Source organism: Paenibacillus lutrae (assembly GCF_009757775.1).
In the GTDB taxonomy this organism is placed as follows: Bacteria; Bacillota; Bacilli; order Paenibacillales; family NBRC-103111; genus Paenibacillus_F; species Paenibacillus_F lutrae.
In genome coordinates, this window is sequence record NZ_RHLK01000003.1 from 158,739 (window position 1) to 179,000 (window position 20,262).

The 20,262-nt window shown below is 52.9% G+C and carries 16 protein-coding genes; 1 reads left to right on the plus strand and 15 read right to left on the minus strand.

Going from position 1 to position 20,262, the window contains the following annotated elements:
* Nucleotides 1-115: 115 nt before the first annotated feature.
* The 12 genes from rsmB to EDM21_RS06805 all read right to left on the minus strand — a co-directional run bounded on the left by rsmB (nt 116) and on the right by EDM21_RS06805 (nt 15,385).
* Nucleotides 116-1,636: a 16S rRNA (cytosine(967)-C(5))-methyltransferase RsmB gene (gene rsmB, locus EDM21_RS06750; protein WP_157334111.1), complete on the minus strand. Its 1,521-nt coding sequence runs from the start codon at nt 1,634-1,636 to the stop codon at nt 116-118.
* A 131-nt stretch (nt 1,637-1,767) separates the two neighbouring features.
* On the minus strand, nt 1,768-2,712 hold the full coding sequence (fmt, locus tag EDM21_RS06755; protein WP_166541870.1) for a methionyl-tRNA formyltransferase: 945 nt from the start codon (nt 2,710-2,712) through the stop codon (nt 1,768-1,770).
* A complete protein-coding gene (gene def / locus EDM21_RS06760; RefSeq protein ID WP_068774561.1) occupies nt 2,709-3,197 on the minus strand; it encodes a peptide deformylase in 489 nt (162 codons plus the stop codon). The genes fmt and def overlap by 4 nt, the downstream gene beginning before the upstream one ends.
* Before the next feature lie 244 nt (nt 3,198-3,441).
* Nucleotides 3,442-6,054: a primosomal protein N' gene (gene priA / locus EDM21_RS06765; RefSeq protein WP_157334113.1), complete on the minus strand. Its 2,613-nt coding sequence runs from the start codon at nt 6,052-6,054 to the stop codon at nt 3,442-3,444.
* The gene (gene coaBC / locus EDM21_RS06770) at nt 6,039-7,346 is read right to left on the minus strand and encodes a bifunctional phosphopantothenoylcysteine decarboxylase/phosphopantothenate--cysteine ligase CoaBC (protein ID WP_157334115.1); all 1,308 of its coding nucleotides are present in this window, start codon (nt 7,344-7,346) and stop codon (nt 6,039-6,041) included. The genes priA and coaBC overlap by 16 nt, the downstream gene beginning before the upstream one ends.
* Nucleotides 7,347-7,498: 152 nt before the next feature.
* Nucleotides 7,499-7,714, minus strand: coding sequence for a DNA-directed RNA polymerase subunit omega (gene rpoZ / locus EDM21_RS06775; protein WP_068774558.1), 216 nt, complete (start codon nt 7,712-7,714; stop codon nt 7,499-7,501).
* A gap of 7 nt (nt 7,715-7,721) precedes the next feature.
* Nucleotides 7,722-8,354: a guanylate kinase gene (gmk, locus tag EDM21_RS06780; RefSeq protein WP_157334117.1), complete on the minus strand. Its 633-nt coding sequence runs from the start codon at nt 8,352-8,354 to the stop codon at nt 7,722-7,724.
* The gene (remA, locus tag EDM21_RS06785; RefSeq protein WP_009672664.1) at nt 8,344-8,604 is read right to left on the minus strand and encodes an extracellular matrix/biofilm regulator RemA; all 261 of its coding nucleotides are present in this window, start codon (nt 8,602-8,604) and stop codon (nt 8,344-8,346) included. Before remA ends, gmk begins: the two co-directional genes overlap by 11 nt.
* 31 nt (nt 8,605-8,635) lie before the next feature.
* Nucleotides 8,636-9,520 (minus strand): YicC/YloC family endoribonuclease, encoded by an 885-nt coding sequence (locus EDM21_RS06790; protein ID WP_157334119.1) that lies wholly within the window; start codon nt 9,518-9,520, stop codon nt 8,636-8,638.
* A 31-nt stretch (nt 9,521-9,551) separates the two neighbouring features.
* The gene (locus tag EDM21_RS06795) at nt 9,552-11,435 is read right to left on the minus strand and encodes a bifunctional homocysteine S-methyltransferase/methylenetetrahydrofolate reductase (RefSeq protein WP_157334121.1); all 1,884 of its coding nucleotides are present in this window, start codon (nt 11,433-11,435) and stop codon (nt 9,552-9,554) included.
* 125 nt (nt 11,436-11,560) lie between these two features.
* Nucleotides 11,561-12,397, minus strand: a complete 837-nt coding sequence (gene dapF / locus EDM21_RS06800) for a diaminopimelate epimerase (protein WP_157334123.1) — start codon at nt 12,395-12,397, stop codon at nt 11,561-11,563.
* 201 nt (nt 12,398-12,598) lie between these two features.
* Nucleotides 12,599-15,385 (minus strand): calcium-translocating P-type ATPase, SERCA-type, encoded by a 2,787-nt coding sequence (locus EDM21_RS06805; protein ID WP_157334125.1) that lies wholly within the window; start codon nt 15,383-15,385, stop codon nt 12,599-12,601.
* A 173-nt stretch (nt 15,386-15,558) separates the two neighbouring features.
* On the opposite strand from EDM21_RS06805, the gene EDM21_RS06810 reads away from it, so the two are divergent.
* Entirely contained in the window at nt 15,559-17,316 is a 1,758-nt protein-coding gene (locus tag EDM21_RS06810; protein WP_157334126.1) for an Rqc2 family fibronectin-binding protein, read from the plus strand.
* A gap of 76 nt (nt 17,317-17,392) precedes the next feature.
* On the opposite strand, the gene EDM21_RS06815 is transcribed toward EDM21_RS06810, so the two are convergent.
* From EDM21_RS06815 to EDM21_RS06825, 3 genes are all read right to left on the minus strand, one after another.
* On the minus strand, nt 17,393-18,328 hold the full coding sequence (locus tag EDM21_RS06815) for a MerR family transcriptional regulator (protein ID WP_157334128.1): 936 nt from the start codon (nt 18,326-18,328) through the stop codon (nt 17,393-17,395).
* Nucleotides 18,329-18,509: 181 nt separating this feature from the next.
* Entirely contained in the window at nt 18,510-19,388 is an 879-nt protein-coding gene (galU, locus tag EDM21_RS06820) for a UTP--glucose-1-phosphate uridylyltransferase GalU (protein WP_166541871.1), read from the minus strand.
* The gene (locus EDM21_RS06825) at nt 19,385-20,233 is read right to left on the minus strand and encodes a PHP domain-containing protein (protein WP_157334130.1); all 849 of its coding nucleotides are present in this window, start codon (nt 20,231-20,233) and stop codon (nt 19,385-19,387) included. The genes galU and EDM21_RS06825 overlap by 4 nt, the downstream gene beginning before the upstream one ends.
* Nucleotides 20,234-20,262 lie beyond the last annotated feature (29 nt).

Genomic DNA, 20,262 nt, shown 5'->3' on the forward strand with positions numbered 1-20,262 from the left:
AGACCACCTCCTTGCAGAGATGAACAGGGCCTGACCTGACAACTACGACACTTCCAAACCGCCTGAACTTGCTAGCCTGCGGCACGCTGCAGGCCAGCTTCTATTCCCGGCACCCTTATTCTTTTCTCAAACGGGCAATAAAAAAGCCGTCCGTACCATATTGATCCGGTGTAATCCGGATCATACCGGATGGTGCCTGCACGCCCAGCCCGGAATCCGGCCAATTTTCTGCGGGAATCGGATCGAGTTTGAATTCGGCGTGAGCCTTTAGAAACTGCTCGACCGCCGCTTCGTTCTCTTCTCTTTCAATCGTGCAGGTGCTGTATACGAGAATCCCGCCGGGCTTCAGCAGCCCGTGCACCGCTTCGAGAATGCTCTTCTGGACACTGCGGATCTCCTTGATGTCCGATTCCTGCTTGCTCCACTTCAAGTCGGGTTTGCGGCGGATAACGCCGAATCCCGAGCAAGGGGCATCGAGCAGAATGCGGTCAAATGACTCCGGAGCGAACTCCTCGCGCAGCTCCCTCGCATCCTTCACGAAAGTGCGGACCGACTCCAGGCCAAGACGCTCAGCCTGCTCGTCGATCAGCTTCTGCTTGTGAGGATGCAGATCGCAGGCCCACACTTCGCCGGTGTCGCCCATCTTCTCGGCGATATGGGCCGTTTTGCCGCCGGGCGCGGCGCAGCAGTCCAGAACCTTCATGCCCGGCTTCGGTTCAAGGGCCTCCGCAACGAGCATGGAGCTCTCGTCCTGGACGGAATAGTCGCCCTTGGCGAAGCCTGCCGCAAGCGCCATGTTGCCGCCCGAAGAGACGACGATCCCGGCCGGCGACAGAGCCGACAGCTGCGCGTCCAGTCCTTCTCCGCGCAGCTGCTCCAGCAGACCGGCGGCTTCGCCGCGCAGGACGTTCGCGCGTATGCTCACGTGAGGCGCCTCGTTGTTCGCGGCGCATATGCGTTCACACGCATCCACGCCGTGCTGCGCGATCCAGCGGCGGACCAGCCACTCCGGATGGGAATACTGCAGCGCGATACGCTTAGTATCATCTAATCCCTCCGGGAGAATGAGCTCCTCACGGCGTCTAATTGCGCTGCGCAATACGCCGTTCACCATTCCCGATATTCCCTGATGGCCTTTGCGCTTGGCAATATTAACAGCCTCGCTCACAATCGCATGATCCGGGACTCTTTCCAGGTAGAGCAGCTGATACAGACTCATTCTGAGCAAGCTCAGCACCCATGGCTGGAGTTTACTAAGGCCCTTGTCCCCCTTTGTTACCAGTTTCGCCAAATAATAGTCAATTGTATTCCGCCTTTGAATAGTTCCGTATACAATCTCGGTTGCCAGCGCGGCATCTTGACGCGGCAAATCGCTTTCCTTCAATATCTGATTCAATTTAAGATTGCTGTAAGCCCCCGCTTCCTCAACATGAGTCAGCACTTTCAGCGCCGCATCGCGCGCCGTAGGTTTGAGTGCAGCGCGTCCGGAAGCGGAACCGCTTCCCCCTAATCCCGGTTTCTTCGAAGCCGGCTTAGGGGTCCCGGCAGGCCTGGAAGCAGGGTAAGCCGCTTTATTCGCAGCACGGCGGCTGTCTGCTTTAGATTTCTGGCCGTTCTCTGTGGTCTCCCGTTTCATAGGTTCAGCCACATCCTTTGCTGTATAGTAGTGGTTCATCTCATCCTGGTCTTACCATCTATTTTTCACGGAAAAACGCAGGAACAGACGGTACAAGCACCGAAAATTCCTGCGTATCGCTAATTGTCGACTTATTCACCAAGCTTCGTACCGGGCGCAATAGAGGTCCCCCGCACGAGCTGCGCAACGTCCATCGCTTTTTTGCCGGAAGGCTGTACGGTTAACAGCACCACGCTGCCGTCACCCGTTGCTACTTCGATGCCGTTCTCGTCTGCACGAATAATCGTGCCCGCCGCTGCAGCTGCTGACCCGGCTTCTCCGTCTTCCGGTTTCGCGCAGGACCACACTTTGAGAACTTCGCCGTTCCATGTCGTGTACGCACCCGGAAACGGATTCAGGCCTCTTACCTGATTCCAGATTGCCCTGGAAGGCTTCGTCCAGTCAATCCGCTCATCTTCACGGCCGATGTTCGGAGAATAGATCGCTTCCTCTTCGTTCTGAACGACCGGGGTAACCGTCCCCGCTGACAGTTCGGGAAGGGTCCGCTTAAGCAGATCCGCACCCGCCCGGCTAAGCTTCTCGAACATGGTGCCAGTCGTATCTTCGTCACCGATGGCAACTTCGATCTTGGAAATCATATCTCCTGTATCCAGGCCCACCGCCATATACATAATCGTCACGCCGGTTACCTGTTCACCTCGGATAATCGCATGATGGATCGGAGCTCCGCCCCGGTATTTCGGCAGCAGAGATGCATGGATATTAATACAGCCCAGACGCGGAATATCCAGCACGGCTTTGGGCAGAATTTGGCCGTAAGCGGCTGTTACGATCAGATCGGGCTGAATCCGGCGGATTTCATCTACGGTATCGGATGTACGGAGCTTTTCGGGCTGAAATACCGGAATTCCGTGCTTTTCAGCTTCTACCTTGACGGGAGGAGGCGTCAAAATACGCTTACGGCCTTTGGGACGATCAGGCTGCGTAATGACGGCTGCTACCTCGTACCCGCCCTCTAGCAATGTTTGAAGCGGCAGCACTGCAAAGTCCGGCGTTCCCATAAAAACTATTTTCACTTGCCGCTACCTTCATTTTCTTCAAGCTCCGGCCGGTATAGGCGGATAGCAAGATCAGTGAAAAGAACACCGTTCAAATGATCCACTTCATGCATCATGCAGCGCGCAAGAAGTCCTTCCCCCTCATAAACCACTTCCTCGCCGTTGCGGTCCTGTCCTTTGATGGTAACATGCAGAGGGCGCTTCACTTCCCCTTCCAGACCCGGGATGCTCAGGCAGCCCTCCGGTCCGATCTGCTCCCCGCTTTTCGCAACGATTTCGGGATTCACAAGCTCGATCAAGCCGTTATCGTCCCCTACATCCATTACAATCACGCGCTTAAGAATGCCGACCTGCGGTGCAGCCAGACCTACGCCCGGAGCGTCGTACATTGTATCCGCCATATCATCCAGCAATTTATGCAGATTGGAATTGAACTTCGTCACCTGCTTGGCGGTTTCGCGCAGGACTGAATCTCCTTCTTTTACAATCATTCGAATGGCCATACCATTTACCTGCCTTTTTTTGTAGTTAAGGGAATAAACTCCTCAAGAAGTTCACCCCAGATTAAAACGATAAGCGGAAAGTGCCGCTTCTCTCTTTACACGCAGTAAAATCTTCAAGTCGACTCGGACATCATTTCCGATATCATCAGAGTCCATTTCTGCTTATGTGACGTCGATGGAAAGTATTCCTATCCTCTATTTGAAAGGGTCAGTGCCACCTTCTATATACGTATTCCGGCTTAAGCTACATCAGCATTTGAGGGTCCACATCTACGCTGATGAGCATTTTTTCCTTTGCCGCTCGCTCGGCGAATTCATCCAGGACACGGCTTACAATACGGGAGGCTGATGCCTCTCCACGATATTTTACCACGCATTGGAACCGATATCTATCCTTGATCCGAGGAATGGGCGAAGCGACGGGACCCAGCACATCCATGAAAAAATCTTCTCCGCAGGATGCGGCCCTCCCCTGCTCCATAGCGCCCAGTTCCCGCAAGCGCATAGTCAAGGCCTCAGCCGTACGGACCAGAAGCGGAATCTGCTCATGGGTAATCGTCACCAGGATCAGCCGGCAGTAAGGCGGGTATCCAAGCTGCCTGCGGTGGGGCAGCTCCTCCGCTATAAACGCGTCATAATCATGTCTGCTGGCTGTGATGACGCTGTAATGCTCCGGCGTATACGTCTGCACGAACACTTCGCCCGGCAGTGTATGCCGGCCTGCCCGGCCCGCTACCTGTGTCAGCAGCTGGAATGTCCGCTCGGCCGAGCGGAAATCCGGAAGGTTAAGCACCGTATCGGCTGCAATAACACCGACCAGTGTCACATCCGGGAAGTCCAGCCCTTTGGCGACCATTTGGGTGCCCAGCAGGACATCCGCTTGCTTGTTGCGGAACATGGTGAGCCATTTCTCGTGAGAGCCTTTCTCAGTCGTTGTGTCGACATCCATGCGGATGACCCGGATCCCGGGAAAGAGCTTCACGAGTTCTTCCTCTACCCGCTGGGTGCCGGTTCCGAAATGCCGGATATGCTCGGACCCGCAGTCGGGACAAAGCTCCATCTGTCTCTCCGCATAGCCGCAGTAATGGCAGCGGAGCGTACGCGATACCTGATGGTACGTGAGCGATATGTCGCAGTGCGGACAACCCGCCACAAAGCCGCACGTCCTGCACATAACGAACGTGGCATAACCGCGCCGGTTGAGCAGCAGCACCGTCTGCTCCCCTTTTTGGAGCCGCTGCTCCAATCCCCGGTGAAGAGCCCGGCTAAACATAGAGCGGTTGCCGCTCCTAAGCTCCTCCCGCATATCTACGATATGCACGGGAGGAAGCGGACGTCCCGCGACGCGCGAGGGCATCATGAGAAGCTTATATTCGCTTCCGGCCCCCGCAGCAGGCCGTGTGCGCTGAATGCTCTCGAGCGAAGGGGTCGCCGAGCCCAGCACAACAGCCGCACCGTGATAGCGTGCTCTCCATGCAGCGACATCTCTTGCATGATATTTCGGGCTTTCTTCCTGTTTATAGGAAGACTCGTGTTCTTCGTCGATAATAATCAGGCCGATTTTACGAAACGGTACAAACACCGCCGAGCGGGCGCCAATAACGACGCGCACCTGCCTGCGCATAATTTTGCGCCATTCATCGTAGCGTTCACCGGCGGATAGACGGCTGTGCATAACGGCTACTTCGTCCCCGAACCGCCCCTTAAATCTCTCTACCATTTGGGGAGTAAGCGAAATTTCAGGCACAAGTACAATCGCTTCACGCCCCTGCTCCAGACACCGGCTGATCGCCTGCAAATAAACTTCCGTCTTGCCGCTTCCCGTCACTCCTTGAAGCAGATACACTTGATGCTCTCGTCTGTCGAGCGTTGCCGCGATTGTATCGTATACAGACTGCTGCTCATCGGTTAAAGGAAGCGGTTTGGTTTCCTCAAAATGCCGATTGGCGTATGGATCCCGCATAACCTCCACTTCCCGAAGTTCGATCCAACCCCGGTCAGCCAATCCTTTGACGGTACTGGCCCCAACCTGGAGTTTATCCATCAGCTCGGTCAAACGGATCGGCTTCAAATTTTCACTGAGGTAGAGGAGCACCTCTTTCTGCTTATGCGAGCGGGCAGGAAGTTCGTCCGCCAACCGGGCGAGATTTAAAGGCTCCCGCGAAGCAGCAGAGTCTGCGGGAGACTCTGCTGCGGGCACAGGACTGCCGGCCTCGCTCCGGGTTTCTTCGTGGTGGGACACGGAAGCTGCCTCATTCTGCTTTATTTTGATACCCGGTGGGAAGACGGTCAGAGCCTTCTTAGCTGAACCGCGATCCTTCATACCCTGCTTTTCAAGAAGAAGGCCTTCCTCGAGCATATCGCGGATTAATCCGCCGTCTTCCGGAAAAGCTTCCAGCAAATCTTCCATTTTCACTTTCGTTTTACGTTGCAAATAGTCTATTATCCGTTCCTGTGAAGGGAGCAACAGCAGCATAGAAGGACTTCCGTCCGCTTCGATGTCCGCAACCTGAACATACCGTTCATATTTAGCCTTCAACGCACCTGGAAGCATCGCCTGCAGCGCTGTTACTTCATGACATAAATAGGTTTCACTCATCCAGTGTCCCAGTTCGACAAGCTCTTCTGTCAGAGGCGGAGCAGGGTCCAGAATATGCCGTACGGCCTTGAGCCGTTTGGGATCCACCGATGTCGTATCGTGCAGTTCCACGACGAAGCCCTGAAGAACCCTGGGGCCGAACGGCACTCCTACACGGCTTCCTACTTCAATCCATCCCTTCATAGAGGAAGGCACCGAATAATCGAATGCCCGGTTTGTTTGTTTGGCAGGGACATCCACTATTACCTTTGCGTACATGAAGCGTCCCCTTGATGTTCCTCTTGATGTTCCTTTGCTCCTGGAACCTGGCCGACTCCCGCTGCCTCAACATTTTCAGTGGATGCAGGAATGGCTGCGGCTTGTTTACGGCTGGCAGCAAGACGCACGATGTACTCGGCAACTTCTCTCTTGCTCATAACCGGCAGTGCTTCTACCAGCCCATCGCGGTCAAACACCCGCACGATATTGGTATCCGTCCCGAATCCGGCCCCTTCGAGCGACACATTGTTCGCCACGAGAAGGTCGCAATTTTTACGGATCAGCTTATCGAGCGCATACTCATCGACTTTCTCCGTCTCCGCTGCGAATCCTACGAGGAACTGGTGCTTTTTAATCTTGCCGAGCGTTTGCAAGATATCCGGGTTCTTAACCAGGTCGATCGTAAGGGTCTCCCCTGTTTTCTTCATTTTCTGCGGCCGCTGCTGAGCAGGACGGTAATCCGCAACGGCTGCGGCCTTAAAAACGAAGTCCATTGTGTCATAACGGGCCATGACTTCCTGAAGCATGTCCTCGGCAGATATAACCGTTATCCGCTCTACTCCAGCCGGTACCGGCAGAGCTGTCGGTCCGCTGATCAGCGTAACGGACGCTCCTAAAGCTTGGGCGGCTTCCGCAAGGGCGTAGCCCATTTTGCCGGAGGAATCATTGGTGATGTACCGCACGGGATCTATCCGCTCCACCGTGCCTCCGGCCGTAACGATCACCCGCTTTCCTTGCAAAGGCGCATCCGCTTTGAAGAAAGCGGCAATCCGGTCAAAAATTTCTTCCGGCTCCGCCAGCCGGCCTTGGCCTACATATCCGCATGCCAATTGACCCGTACCGGGCTCCACGAACCGGACTCCGCGTTCTCTGAGCTTATTCATATTATCGATAACGGCAGGATGCGTGTACATATGCACATTCATGGCAGGAGCTACCATCACGGGAGCCGTCGTGGCCAGAAGGGTAGTGCTCAGCATATCATCCGCTAATCCATGTGCCATTTTTCCTATCATATTAGCTGTCGCCGGTGCAACGACAACCAGATCGGCACGATCGGCCAGATCAATGTGAGAGATTACAGCCGCATCTTTTTCATCAAACGTATCTATAGCTACAGGCTTACGAGTTAAGGATTGAAAAGTCAAGGGTGTTATGAACTGGGCTGCAGACCTAGTCATAATGACGCGAACATCAGCGCCAGCCTGACTTAATTTACTGCAGAGCGCTGCCGCCTTGTAAGCGGCAATCCCGCCGCACACGCCCACTACAACCGTTTTCCCTGTTAACATCTGCGCTTCCCTCCAGATTAGAAAAAAATAACAACCACTAAGGGTTGTCCGATTATTCGCGTTCCAGAGTTCCCGCTTAGGGCCTCCCGGATGCCGCTGTATAAACAGCGGCAGTCACAAGGACTGCCGCCGCTGCCAAATAATCCTGCGGATTATTCAGCGTCTTCTTTGTTTTCGATCTTCTCGTACTTCACATAATCCCCGTACAATTCCTCAAGCGCTACCCCGACTTGCTTATGGGATTTAGCATCATGAAGCTGTGTGTGGGTACCATCTCTGAGCATTCTTGCACGTTTGGCAGCAGCCACAACCAGCGAATATTTACTATCCACTTTATCGAGCAGTTTATCAATTGAAGGATACAGCATGTTTGTTTCACTCTCCGATCCATTGTTCCAATCTAGGTAAAATCCGATCGCACTTGCAATGTTCCGCAGTAAGAATGGACTGGATTTTGTAGCAGGCTTTATGTACCTCGTCATTGACGATACCATAATCGTAGTGCCGCATCAAACGAATCTCATCGAGAGCTACTGACATCCGGCTGCGTATGATCTCGTTCGTCTCTGTACCCCGGGTTACAATCCGATTCTCCAGCTCAGCCAAAGAAGGGGGGATCAGGAAAATAAAAGTCGCTTCGGGGAATTTTTCTTTCACCTTCAGCGCGCCCTGCACTTCAATCTCAAGGATAACATCCTTGCCCGAAGCAAGCGTTTCTTCAACAAACCGGCGTGGAGTTCCATAATAATTACCGACATACTCCGCATGTTCCAGCATTTCGTCAGCCGAGATCAATTGTTCGAATTGTTCCCTTGTTTTGAAAAAATAATTAAGACCCTCTACTTCGCCTTCACGAGGCTTACGGGTTGTTGCTGAAACGGAATAGACCAGTTCCGGCGACATTTTGCGAAGCGCCGAACATACTGTACCTTTGCCGACACCTGAAGGGCCGGAAAGTACGATCAGAATTCCTCTATCCCGCTCCAAAGTGTTTGTGCTACTCGTCATGATCATCGTCCTTGTTCGAAAGTCGGTGTGCAACAGTCTCCGGTTGAACCGCAGACAGGATCACGTGGTCGCTGTCGGTAATGATGACGGCACGAGTTCTTCTTCCATACGTCGCGTCAATCAGCATGTGACGGTCGCGCGCCTCCTGGATAATTCTTTTGATAGGAGCAGATTCGGGGCTAACAATGGAAATGATGCGATTAGCCGAAACGATATTTCCGAATCCGATGTTGATTAGTTTGATGGCCATTACGTTTCCTCCTCGTGATACCGTCAGCGGTTCACTCGATATTCTGTATTTGTTCTCTCATTTTTTCTAACTCGGCTTTCAGCTCGATTACTCTATTGGACACTTCTATATGCCCAGCTTTGGAGCCGATGGTGTTTGCTTCACGATTCATTTCTTGAATGAGAAAATCGAGCTTGCGTCCGACAGGTTCCCGGGAACCGAGCAGCTGTCTGAATTGGTTGATATGGCTTTGCAGCCGTGTCATCTCTTCGTCAACGTTGGAACGATCTGCAAACAGCGCGATTTCTGCTGCAAGCCTCTGTTCGTCAGCGGGAATCTGATCAGATAAAAGATCCTGAATACGCTGACGCAGCTTAGCGGCATAGTCCCGCACAACTTCAGGCGCATACCGCATCATTTCGTTGTTCAAGCTATCAATTAACGACAGTCTGGCGGTCAAATCTCCAGCAAGGTGGGCTCCCTCGCTTTCCCTCATGCCGTTGAGGCTCTTCAAAGCCTCTTCCATGCAGGAAGTCAGGAGGTCAACAAGCGCATCGTCGGCAGCCGCCCGCTGTTCCGATATGGAAAGCAGATCCGGCAATCTGAGCAGGTCTGACACAACCAGCCCGCCAGCAATGCCATGGCGCTTCTGAATCTGCTCAGCTGCCTGCATATATCCGTCAACAAGTGCCCAATCCACAGACACCGATTTATTCGATACGGTTTCCCGTTCAATCGTCACAAAACAATCCGCGCGTCCACGCTTAATGTAGCGAAGCACCGCTTTCTTGACGGTATCTTCATATGCCATCCATTCTTTCGGCATGCGAACGGAGATGTCGCAATATCTGTGGTTCACAGTCTTGATATCGAGCGACACCCGGTAGCCATGCGAAGAAAGCGAGGCATGTCCGAATCCGGTCATACTTCGTATCATTATCGGTTCACATCCATTAACCTATTGTAATTCATTTTACTAGGGGGGACAAGAGTAAATCCCGGCGCCCCGCTTTTTCCCATACATACTTGGTCAACTGGACACTCATATCATAGAAAAGGAATGGCGTCATGAAATAGATGCCGTTAAAGAGCGGCATGGCAGCATCCAGAAGCTCTTGAGAAATAGCCACACCTTCACGCCGGCCTTCCTCTCCTTCGAGACCCGCCATGCGCGCGCGCACCTCATCCGACAATTGAATGCCCGGCACCTCATTATGAAGGTATTCGGCATTCCGTCCGCTTGCCAGCGGCATAATACCTATAAACAATGGTGCTTTCAAATGCTTGGTCGCTTCGTACATACGCTCGATCAGAAGCGGATCGTATACCGGCTGCGTCATAATATAATCGGCGCCCGCTTCGATTTTGCGCTCTAACCGGTGCACAGCCTTGTCCAGGTGTTTGACATTCGGGTTAAAGGCGGCACCGATAATGAAGTTCGCTTTCTTCTTGAGCGGTTTCCCGGAGAAAGCAATCCCCTCATTCAACTGCTTGATCATCCGGATCATTTCAAACGATGTCAGATCGTAGACGGAGCTCGATCCCGGCAAATCACCGAACCGGGCCGGATCGCCTGTAACCGCCAGGACATGATCGATCCCCAGCGCGTGCAGTCCCATCAGATGAGACTGGGTACCGATGCTGTTGCGGTCTCGGCAGGCAATGTGTATGAGCGGACGGGCCTTCAGCTGTTCTTTAACCAGCATGCCCATAGCGAGGTTGCTCATCCTCGTCACAGCAAGAGAATTGTCCGCCATCGTAATGGCGTCAACTCCCATATCCTGGAGCGCCTTGCTGCCCTCCATGAATTTCGCGATATCCAGATCTCTCGGCGGGTCCAGCTCCACAATGACGGTATGGCGCTTCTTGACCAGGTCTACGAGGCTCGGCTCGCTTGCGGGCTGGCTCGTGCTGCCCTGCGGCGCGTTCTCGGTCACGACCGCCTGCGCGGCGGCGCGGAGCTCGTTGATCGCCTCTTCGGCAGGCGTATAATCTTGCAGCACTTTAGCCATAGCTGCAATGTGCTCCGGCGTGGTGCCGCAGCAGCCGCCGATTATTCTGGCTCCGAGATTGGCGAAGCGCAGTGCGCTCTCGGCAAAATATTCCGGGGTGGCCGCATACGAATAACGGCCATCCACGTAATCCGGTATTCCCGCATTAGGGAATACCGAGAACGGCATGTCAACGAGCGGCGCAACGTTCTGCAGCGAACGAAGAATACCGTTGGGACCGGTCCGGCAGTTAAAGCCGATCACATCGGCTCCTTCGTCCCGGACACGGAGGAACGCTTCGTGGAGCGGCACACCGTCCTGTGTGGCATCCGTGCCTTCCGTTGCGAACTGGCAGATAACAGGCAAAGGACTCAGCTGGCGAATCAGCTTCAGTGCGATGAGCAGCTCATCGAGGTCATAGAACGTCTCAAGGAGCAGCCCATCCACAGGTGTATCCAGCAGCACGAGAATCTGCTCCCGCAGCGCAACTTCGACTTCCGATGTGCGCACATTCTTCCGCTTGCCTGCACGGATCGATCCGATTGCTCCTACGACATAAGCGTCTTCGCCTACGGAACTGCGGGCAAGCTCTACACCTGCGCGGTTAATGGAATCCACTTCCTGCTCGAGTCCGTATTTGGATAATTTTTCCCTATTTGCGGAGAAAGTATTCGTTTCGATAATCCGTGCGCCTGCTTCGTAATATCGGCGGTGCACGTCAGCAATTACTTCGGATTGGACTAGGTTAAGCTCCTCATAGGAGATCCCGACGGGGAAGCCCTGCTGATACAAATAGGTTCCCATCGCTCCGTCCCCGATTAATACATTCTGTTTCAACGCCTGGCGGAGTTCCGGTTTCATGTTCTTCCCACCCATCAAAATAGTACATTTACTTTAACACAAACCACCTGCAAACTTAAAGGCAATTCTAAGAACGCAAATAATCTCGTATACAGCCGGATGTCTTGCAATTGGAGAAGTAAAATCTAAAGACTAATTATTCCCCGGTACACTTCTTCGGCAGGACCCGTCATATATACCCGGTTGTTGCTTTCGTTCCATTCGATAGCCAGCTCTCCGCCTTTTAGGGAAATGACGGCTGTGCGCTCTGTGTAGCCGTTCAGCACGGAAGCGACAAGGGTTGCACATGCCCCCGTCCCGCAGGCCAGCGTAGGACCCGCTCCCCGTTCCCATACGCGCATATCCGCATACTCCCGGGACCGGACAGTCACGAACTCAACATTCGTACGATTCGGGAACAGCGGATGTTTCTCAAGTTTAGGACCCCACTCACCCAGATCGAAATTCGGAGCGTCTTCCACATAAATAATGCAGTGCGGATTCCCCATAGAAACGGCCGTGAAACGGAAAGTTACGCCATCGACTTCCACCGGCTCGTTCAGGACAACGTCAGCATCGATAGTCGTCGGCACTTCAAGCCCTTGCAGGACCGGCTCTCCCATATCCACCCGAATGGCGGCCGCTTTGCCGCTCTCTCCTTCTACCTGCACTTCCTGCACACCCGCTCCAAGGGTTTCCACGGTAATGGCAGCCCGTTTATTCTCATCGCGGTCATACACATATTTAGCTACGCAGCGGACCGCATTGCCGCACTGCTCGGCTTCGGTACCGTCGGAGTTGATAATCCGCATCTGGACATCGGCCCGGTCGGACGGAAGAATGAAGACCAGTCCATCCGCTCCGATGCCGAAAAACCGGTTGCACCACTGGACTGCCAGCTGCGATGCATTCTCCGGAAGCTCGCTATACCCCGATATCACAACAAAATCATTGCCGAGTCCGTTCATTTTCGTAAATTCCATATGTGTCCACACACCTTGCTTAAGATAGTCATTGTTCATATCATAGCGTAAATGAAAATCGGTGCCTAGCGTAATTTGCCCGCTGAAAAAGAAAACACCCGGCAGGACGCCGGGGCGCCGCACACGGATGTTAAGAACGAGCATGGAAAGTTCTGAAACTGATCTCTTTCCTCACGCTAACTTCTCCAGAATTTTAACGGGTTAACGTAAGCTTGGTTTTGAGCTGTACTTCATCGTTTTTTTCTTGGATGGGGACTGCATAATGCTGCCGATGCCCATCAGGAATGTCGGAATTCCTGCGGCAATCAGAACGATAATCCATTCTTCCAGACCGAGCGGAACCGTCTTGAAGATTGGCTGCAGCTGCTCGATATACATCACGCCCAGCATAAGAACGAGTGAGGATAAGACAGCGAGCACAAGGTATTTGTTCTGGAACGGATTGCGGTGAAAAATCGAGCGTGAGCTGCGGCAGTCGAATACATGAATAAGCTGCGCCATAACCAGCGTCGCAAAAGCTACGCTCTGCGCCTTGACAAGATGTTCGGCATCTCCCGGGTTTTGCCGCAGGACAAGCCAGAAAGCTCCCAACGTACAAATGCCGATCAAAAATCCTCTGGAAATAATTTTCCACCCGAGCCTTCGTGCGAATATGTTTTCCTTGGCCGAACGAGGTTTGTGCTGCATAAGATCCTTCTCGGCGGGATCAACCCCAAGGGCCATGGCGGGAAGACCATCCGTCACCAGATTAACCCACAAAATCTGAATCGGGATCAGAGGCATCGGCAGGCCAGCCATCATAGCCAGGAACATAGTTAAAATCTCACCGACGTTCGAGGCCAGCAGATAGCGGATAAATTTACGGATGTTCTCGTAGATGCCCCGCCCTTCCTCGATAGCCGCTACAATCGTCGCAAAATTATCATCGCTGAGTATGAGCGAGGAAGCTTCTTTGGAGACATCCGTTCCGCTGATGCCCATTGCAATTCCAATATCCGCCGCCTTGATCGCCGGGGCGTCATTTACGCCGTCGCCGGTCATGGCTACGACGTGCCCTTTCTTCTGCAGCGCCTTGACTATGCGCAGTTTGTGCTCCGGCGATACCCGGGCGTAGACATAAATCTCGTCCACTCTGTTCTCCAGCGCTTCATCATCCATAACGGCCAATTGATGTCCGCTGATGCACAGACCGCCAGCCGGGAGCATACCCAACTGTTTGGCAATGGCTTCAGCAGTTGTGAGATGATCCCCTGTGATCATCACCGTTTTGATACCGGCTTTGCGGCACTTAGCCATGGCTTCGCGCACTTCCCGGCGAGGAGGATCAATCATGCCGCCGAGTCCGACGAATACAAGGCCGCATTCGGCATCTTCCTGCTCTTCGCACTTGTCCGTTGACTTCAGCTCCCGGTAAGCTGTCCCGAGCACACGAAGAGCCGAGCGGGCCATTCCTTCATTAGCGGCCATAACTTTGGCCTTGAGCGTCGAAGTGAACGGAATAATTTTGTCGTCCCACAAAATATACGAGCAGTTCTGCATGAGCACATCCGGTGCTCCTTTGGTTAGGACCAGCCGGCGTCCCGCGTGGTTAACGACGACGGACATCATTTTTCTATCGGAATCAAAAGGAAATTCCGCTACCCGCTGAAATTGCGGACCCAGCGTTTCAGCAGTCATGCCCGCTTTTGCCGCAAGCACGACCAAAGCCCCTTCCGTAGGATCACCCTTGATACTCCACACCGTATCCGGTCGCTCCTCCTTGGTTTTTTTCTTCTTGGAGGACGAGGACTCCAGCTCTTCCTGATACAGGACGGCATTGCTGCACAAAGCTGAGATCTGAAGAAATTGACGGAGCATCGCGTTCTTGGCGGGAACGACCCGCGCGCTGCCGCTGCTGATTTCCCCTTCCGGGGTATATCCGTCGCCGCTGACTTCAAGCAGCTCCCCGCCCACCCACAAATGAGTGACGGTCATTTTATTCTGAGTCAGGGTGCCTGTTTTGTCTGAGCAGATCACCGACGCACACCCGAGCGTTTCGACCGACGGAAGTTTGCGGACAATGGCTTTGCGTTTGATCATCCGCTGTACACCCATAGCGAGCGCTATCGTAACAATAGCCGGAAGGCCTTCCGGAATCGCCGCAACAGCAAGAGAAACGCCGGCGAGGAACATCGTATATGGAGGCTGTCCATGCGCTATCCCCGCAATAACGACCATAACGGTCAGGCAGACGGCGACAATGATCAGAATTTTACCGAGCTGCTCCAGCCGATGCTGGAGCGGAGTCTGCAGCACGTCTGTGTTCTGAATAAGATCCGCGATTTTCCCCATCTCTGTCGCCATTCCGATCCGAACTACGGTCCCTTTGGCAGTTCCACGGGTAACCATGGTCCCCATGAAACTGATATTGCGCTGATCGCCGAGCGTAATGGCCTCCGCTCCCAGAGGAGCTACCGTTTTGCCGACAGGTACGGATTCTCCGGTTAAGGCGGATTCTTCCACATAGAAGCTGTTTGTTTCAATCAGCCTGATATCAGCCGGAACCCGGTCTCCGCTCTCGAGATAAATGATATCTCCGGGTACAAGATTACGCGCGGGTACCGCATGAATCTCCCCTCCCCTGCATACCTTCGCATTCGGTGCCGAAAGTTCTTTCAATGCACGCAGGGAACGCTCCGCCCGAAATTCCTGTATAAAGCCCAAAATTCCGTTCATGATGATAATGGCTACAATCGTTATGGCATCCAGGTATTCGCCGAGCAGTCCCGAGACAAGAGTAGCTCCCATCAATACAAGGACCATGAAATCTTTGAACTGGTTTAAAAACAGCGTGATCGGCGAAACACTCTTGCCTTCGGACAACTCATTGCGGCCGGATTCGGCTTGCCTGCTGTCCGCTTCCTCCCAGGACAGCCCCTCGGCCAGGACAACTTGCTGTGCCTGGAGAACTTCATCCGCCGTCATCTGGTACCACTCTTTGTGACTCATCTCCGTTTTTCCCTCCCGGTTACTATCATCGCAAGACTGCTCCACAAGCTAAATGTATTCAGACAAGCCGCAAAATATCACAGCTTGGACGATGCGGATTTCAGAAAGAAATTTAAATTTCATCCGGTTTATGGCATGATAGAGGGTAATGAACTTGAATAGGAGTGTCCACCATGGCCTTAGACGGACTGGTCCTTCACGCAATCGTGCACGAACTGCAGGAATGCGTCGGAGGCCGGATTAATAAAATACATCAACCTACCGGCAGTGATATCGTTATGCAAATACGCGCGAGGGGGCGCTCGCTTAAGCTTCTGCTTTCTGCGAATCCGACCTATCCGCGCATGAATGTGACCGAACAATCCTATTCGAACCCCCAAGAAGCACCCATGTTTTGTATGCTGCTTCGCAAGCATTGCGAGGGCGGGATTATCGATTCAATCGAACAGGTAGGACTTGAGCGGATCGTGCATTTTCGCATCCGTCAGCGGGACGAACTCGGAGACGTCAGTACAAAAACGATCGTGGTCGAGATTATGGGACGGCACAGCAATCTGATCCTGATGGACCCTTCGACAGGAACGATACTGGACGGCATTCATCACGTTACGCCTGCAATCAGTTCTTACCGCATTATCATGCCTGGAAGTGCCTATGTAGAGCCTCCGGAGCAGGACAAAGCCAACCCGCTCGATACAAGCGAAGCGGTATTCCGCCGTCATATGACTTCCGGGATGGAGGAAGGGAATCCGCCGGAACAGCAGATTCTCCGCTCCTTTAGCGGAATGAGCCCGCTTGCCTCGCGTGAAATCGTACACCGGAGCGGCGTAAAAGCCGGCGAAGCTTATACAGAGACAGATTTAACTCCTCTGTGGCAATCTTTCCGAAGTGTAACGGATGCCGTACGCGAACGAAATTATACACCGGTCATTGTGGAAGATAGTCAATCCGGCAAACTGTTTTTTTCCGTAACGGAGTTAACGCATATAGACGGCGAAGTTCAAACATTCCCTACGATCAGTGAATGCCTGGAGAGCTATTACGGAGATAAAGCGGAGCGAGATACCGTCAAGCAGCGCGCGGCAGATCTGGTTAAGCTGCTGCAGAATGAGAAAGCCAAAAATCTCAAAAAAATAGAAAAGCTTCGTGAAACAAAGGAAGCAGCCCAAGGCGCAGACCGTTTCCGGATCATGGGCGAATTATTAACCGCACACCTGCATGAAATCCGTAAAGGAGACAAAAAGGCAGCGGTGACCAATTACTATGAAGAAGACCAGCCCCAGCAAACCATTGCGCTGGATCCTCTTCTGACGCCTTCAGAGAACGCGCAGCGTTATTTTAAAAAGTATACGAAAAGCAAGAACAGTCTCGCTTATGTAGAGCAGCAGCTCGCACAGGCAGAAATGGAAATCGGATATTTATCCTCGCTGCTTCAGCAGCTCGGCACGGCTTCTCTGCGGGATATCGAAGAGATCCGGGATGAACTTGCCGAGCAAGGATATGTGAGGCAGCGCAGCGGCAAAGGCAAACGCAAGAAAAAGACGGATAAGCCGTCTGTGTCCTGCTTCACCTCAAGCGAAGGCCTGCCGATCTATGTGGGTAAAAACAACACACAGAACGATTACGTAACAAACCGTTTGGCCAGTTCAGGTGACACATGGCTGCATACCAAGGACATTCCCGGCTCCCATGTCGTGATCCGCAGCCAGTCCTTTGGAGAAGCTACCCTTCACGAAGCCGCTCAACTGGCCGCTTATTATAGCCAGGCAAGAGAATCCAGCTCTGTTCCGGTGGATTACACCCTGGTCCGTCACGTGCATAAGCCAAGCGGCGCTAAACCCGGGTTCGTCATATACGAGCAGCAGAAAACGTTGTTCGTCACACCGGATACGATGCTGATCAAGCAGCTTCCCCAGGCAGTTAAAGCTTAGCATCAGCGGATGTCCGCAGTCTGTAGTGAATCATAGTCTAGCAGATTAATAACATAATAAAAAAGCTGATCAGCTCTTAATTCGCTGTCAGCTTTTTTACTTTACTCATAGCTTCCCTGGCGTCACCAGAGAGCAGATAGATACGCTTCGTTCCAGGCAGAATCGCATCTTCTTCTATCACACTTCCGCCGATAAAAACTCTAGTGTCTAGCCCCTGTTCTACGATGGACCGGTCCAATTTCATATAGAAGGGAACCGACTCTTGAAGCATAGACTTCATTGTGGTGCCAAAAGCGAAAGCAGCCGGCTGCTGCTGCCGCAGGCAATCGAAAATGCCTTTCTCTGAAGGAGTGGCCCCCAGATAGATGGTTTCGAAACCATTCTGCAGCGCAAAATAGCCAAGAAACAAAATTCCGAGCTCATGCCGTTCGAACGGCGAGCAAGCCGTGATCAGCTTCGGACTGCCGGTAGGAATAGAAAATAAGTTCTTTAACGCAAGCAGCCTTTCCCGTATAAAATGACTGCCAAAGTGCTCCTGATACTCCGAAATTTCCCCCTGCTCCCACATCGTGCCGATTTCAATAAGCGTGGGCTGCAGTACTTTCAGTAGGATGAAGTCCATCTGATGCAGCGCTACAAGCTGGTCAAAAAACCGCTGCGCTCCCGTATGATCAAGCTGAAGGAACAGCGAGACAAGTCTCTGCTGGTATTCTTTCAGCTCGCTGCGCTCCAGCACTGACTCCGGTTCAGCCTGTTCTGCGAGCATGATCTCAGCGGACGCGGAGCTATTCAGCAGCAGCTGCTCCTGCACAGCGAGACCAATCGGCATTCCCTGATCCGCTTTACTTTTCAGCCAGATCAGCGTCTCAACATCCTTCTTCGTATATCCCCTGTAGCCGTTAGGGAACCGCGCCGGCTTCACCGCTTCATAACGTTCTTCCCATTTCCTGATGAGCTGGGTGGAAAGACCCGAACGCATGGAAACCTCTTTAATCGTATAAAGTCGATTCATTATGCGTACCCCCGACTTGCCATAAACATGACCTCATTATAAACCATTTACAAAGGTTGTACAACGAGTTGCCGCCTGATTTCAGCCGGAAAGTAAGGATATCGGCCTCATCGTATACCTGCTCTATCAGCCAACTGAATCACTTACTTAGGAGTCGCTCTCGGATAAATGACCGCTCTTTTTATGAGCCAAACCGCTCTTGGACTAAAGCCTTCAAATAAATTCCCAGCTCTTCTTTCAGCTCTTCACGGCCCAAAGCCATCTCAATTGTCGCCTGGATGTAACCAAACTTGTCGCCTACATCGTATCTTCTGCCCTGGATCGGGTAGGCGACCATCGGGCTGCGCCGGTTTAGAATACGCAGCGCGTCCGTCAGCTGAATTTCTCCGCCTCTGCCCGGTTCGCAATTTTCCAGAATTCCAAAAATTTCCGGGGCAATGATGTAACGTCCGATAACCGCCAAATTGGAAGGAGCATCTTCTTGGGACGGTTTTTCCATGAGATCTGCAATCGTTTTGTACCTTGTAATTTCGTCGGATGGAGCCACGATGCCGTATTTACTCACATCCTCCCAAGGTACTTCCCTGACCCCGATAACGGAAGTTTGCGTTTCTTCGAACACATCCATCATCTGGCGAAGGGCCGGTTTCTCCGATTGGAGAATGTCGTCACCCAGCATGACGGCGAAAGGTTCATTGCCGATGAATTTGCGTGCGCAATAGACGGCATGTCCAAGACCTAGCGGCTGTTTCTGTCTTATGTAATGAACATCGGCGAGACTCGACACAGAGCGGACAAGTGCCAGCAGTTCATCGCTTCCCTTTTCTTCCAGCATTAACTCCAGCTCAACGGATTTATCGAAATGATCCTCGATCGCGCGCTTATTGCGTCCGGTTACGATGAGAATGTCCTCAATCCCGGATTCGATCGCTTCTTCTACGATATATTGGATCGCCGGCTTATCCACAATCGGGAGCATTTCCTTGGGCTGCGCTTTGGTTGCCGGTAAAAATCGTGTACCTAGACCTGCCGCAGGAATAATGGCTTTGCGTACTTTCACCGGCTGTCCCTCCGCTTCTGGAGCATCCGGACAGTATTTAGACCGGTACGCCGTGATCCAAGCGGCGCGTGGAACACTTTACCCGCCCTCACTCCGTGAAAATCGGAGCCTGCTGTTTCGATCAGGCCATGCTCACGTGCAATCGTTTCGTAATGGGCGACCTGTTCGGGCGTATGATCCGCATGCCGGGTCTCAATCCCATCCAGCCCGTAGCGGATAAGTTCCGCAACAACATCATCATCCCCGTAAAGACCCGGATGGGCCAGAACAGCAACACCGCCCGCTTCCCGGATCCAGTCAATGGCCTGGGTCGGATAAATACGCGGCGGATTCACATAAGCGGCTCCCTGCTTGCCTAAATACCGCTCAAACGCTTCCCCCATCGTGCTTACGTACCCTTTTGCAAGAAGAACATTCGCAATATGAGGCCTACCGATCGTATCCTCCAGCTGCTTGTCCGACTCAAGATGCTCCAGCACTTCCGCCATCGTCACGGATATCCCCAGCTCCCCCAGCCGTTCAAGTATCATTGCATTCCGCTTGTTCCGCGTGCCGCGCAGCTCCTCCAAACGGCTTAGAAACAGCGGATCCTGGATATCCATGTAATAACCCAGCACATGGATGTCCTGGCCTCCCGCCACTGTACTAATCTCTATACCGGGAACGACCTCAATACCGATACGTTCCCCCTCCTTTATAGCTGCCGGAATACCCGCCACGGTATCATGATCCGTAATTCCAACGGCAGACAAGCCTGCCTCCCTGGCAATCCTCACGTTTTCTTCCGGGGGCAAAGTCCCGTCTGACGCCGTCGTGTGTGTGTGTAAATCGGCCCATTGTTCCATTCTTCCAGTTCCTCCTTCAAGACAATCTT

What these genes read in the sequence shown, in the direction of transcription:
- coaBC (WP_157334115.1), bottom strand. Translation starts at nt 7,346, where the DNA reads ATGTTAACAGGGAAAACGGTTGTAGTGGGCGTGTGCGGCGGGATTGCC.
- def (WP_068774561.1), bottom strand. Translation starts at nt 3,197, where the DNA reads ATGGCCATTCGAATGATTGTAAAAGAAGGAGATTCAGTCCTGCGCGAA.
- EDM21_RS06790 (WP_157334119.1), bottom strand. Translation starts at nt 9,520, where the DNA reads ATGATACGAAGTATGACCGGATTCGGACATGCCTCGCTTTCTTCGCAT.
- EDM21_RS06815 (WP_157334128.1), bottom strand. Translation starts at nt 18,328, where the DNA reads ATGAATCGACTTTATACGATTAAAGAGGTTTCCATGCGTTCGGGTCTT.
- dapF (WP_157334123.1), bottom strand. Translation starts at nt 12,397, where the DNA reads ATGGAATTTACGAAAATGAACGGACTCGGCAATGATTTTGTTGTGATA.
- remA (WP_009672664.1), bottom strand. Translation starts at nt 8,604, where the DNA reads ATGGCCATCAAACTAATCAACATCGGATTCGGAAATATCGTTTCGGCT.
- rsmB (WP_157334111.1), bottom strand. Translation starts at nt 1,636, where the DNA reads ATGAAACGGGAGACCACAGAGAACGGCCAGAAATCTAAAGCAGACAGC.
- rpoZ (WP_068774558.1), bottom strand. Translation starts at nt 7,714, where the DNA reads ATGCTGTATCCTTCAATTGATAAACTGCTCGATAAAGTGGATAGTAAA.
- EDM21_RS06805 (WP_157334125.1), bottom strand. Translation starts at nt 15,385, where the DNA reads ATGAGTCACAAAGAGTGGTACCAGATGACGGCGGATGAAGTTCTCCAG.
- priA (WP_157334113.1), bottom strand. Translation starts at nt 6,054, where the DNA reads ATGTACGCAAAGGTAATAGTGGATGTCCCTGCCAAACAAACAAACCGG.
- EDM21_RS06810 (WP_157334126.1), top strand. Translation starts at nt 15,559, where the DNA reads ATGGCCTTAGACGGACTGGTCCTTCACGCAATCGTGCACGAACTGCAG.
- gmk (WP_157334117.1), bottom strand. Translation starts at nt 8,354, where the DNA reads ATGACGAGTAGCACAAACACTTTGGAGCGGGATAGAGGAATTCTGATC.
- EDM21_RS06795 (WP_157334121.1), bottom strand. Translation starts at nt 11,435, where the DNA reads ATGAAACCGGAACTCCGCCAGGCGTTGAAACAGAATGTATTAATCGGG.
- EDM21_RS06825 (WP_157334130.1), bottom strand. Translation starts at nt 20,233, where the DNA reads ATGGAACAATGGGCCGATTTACACACACACACGACGGCGTCAGACGGG.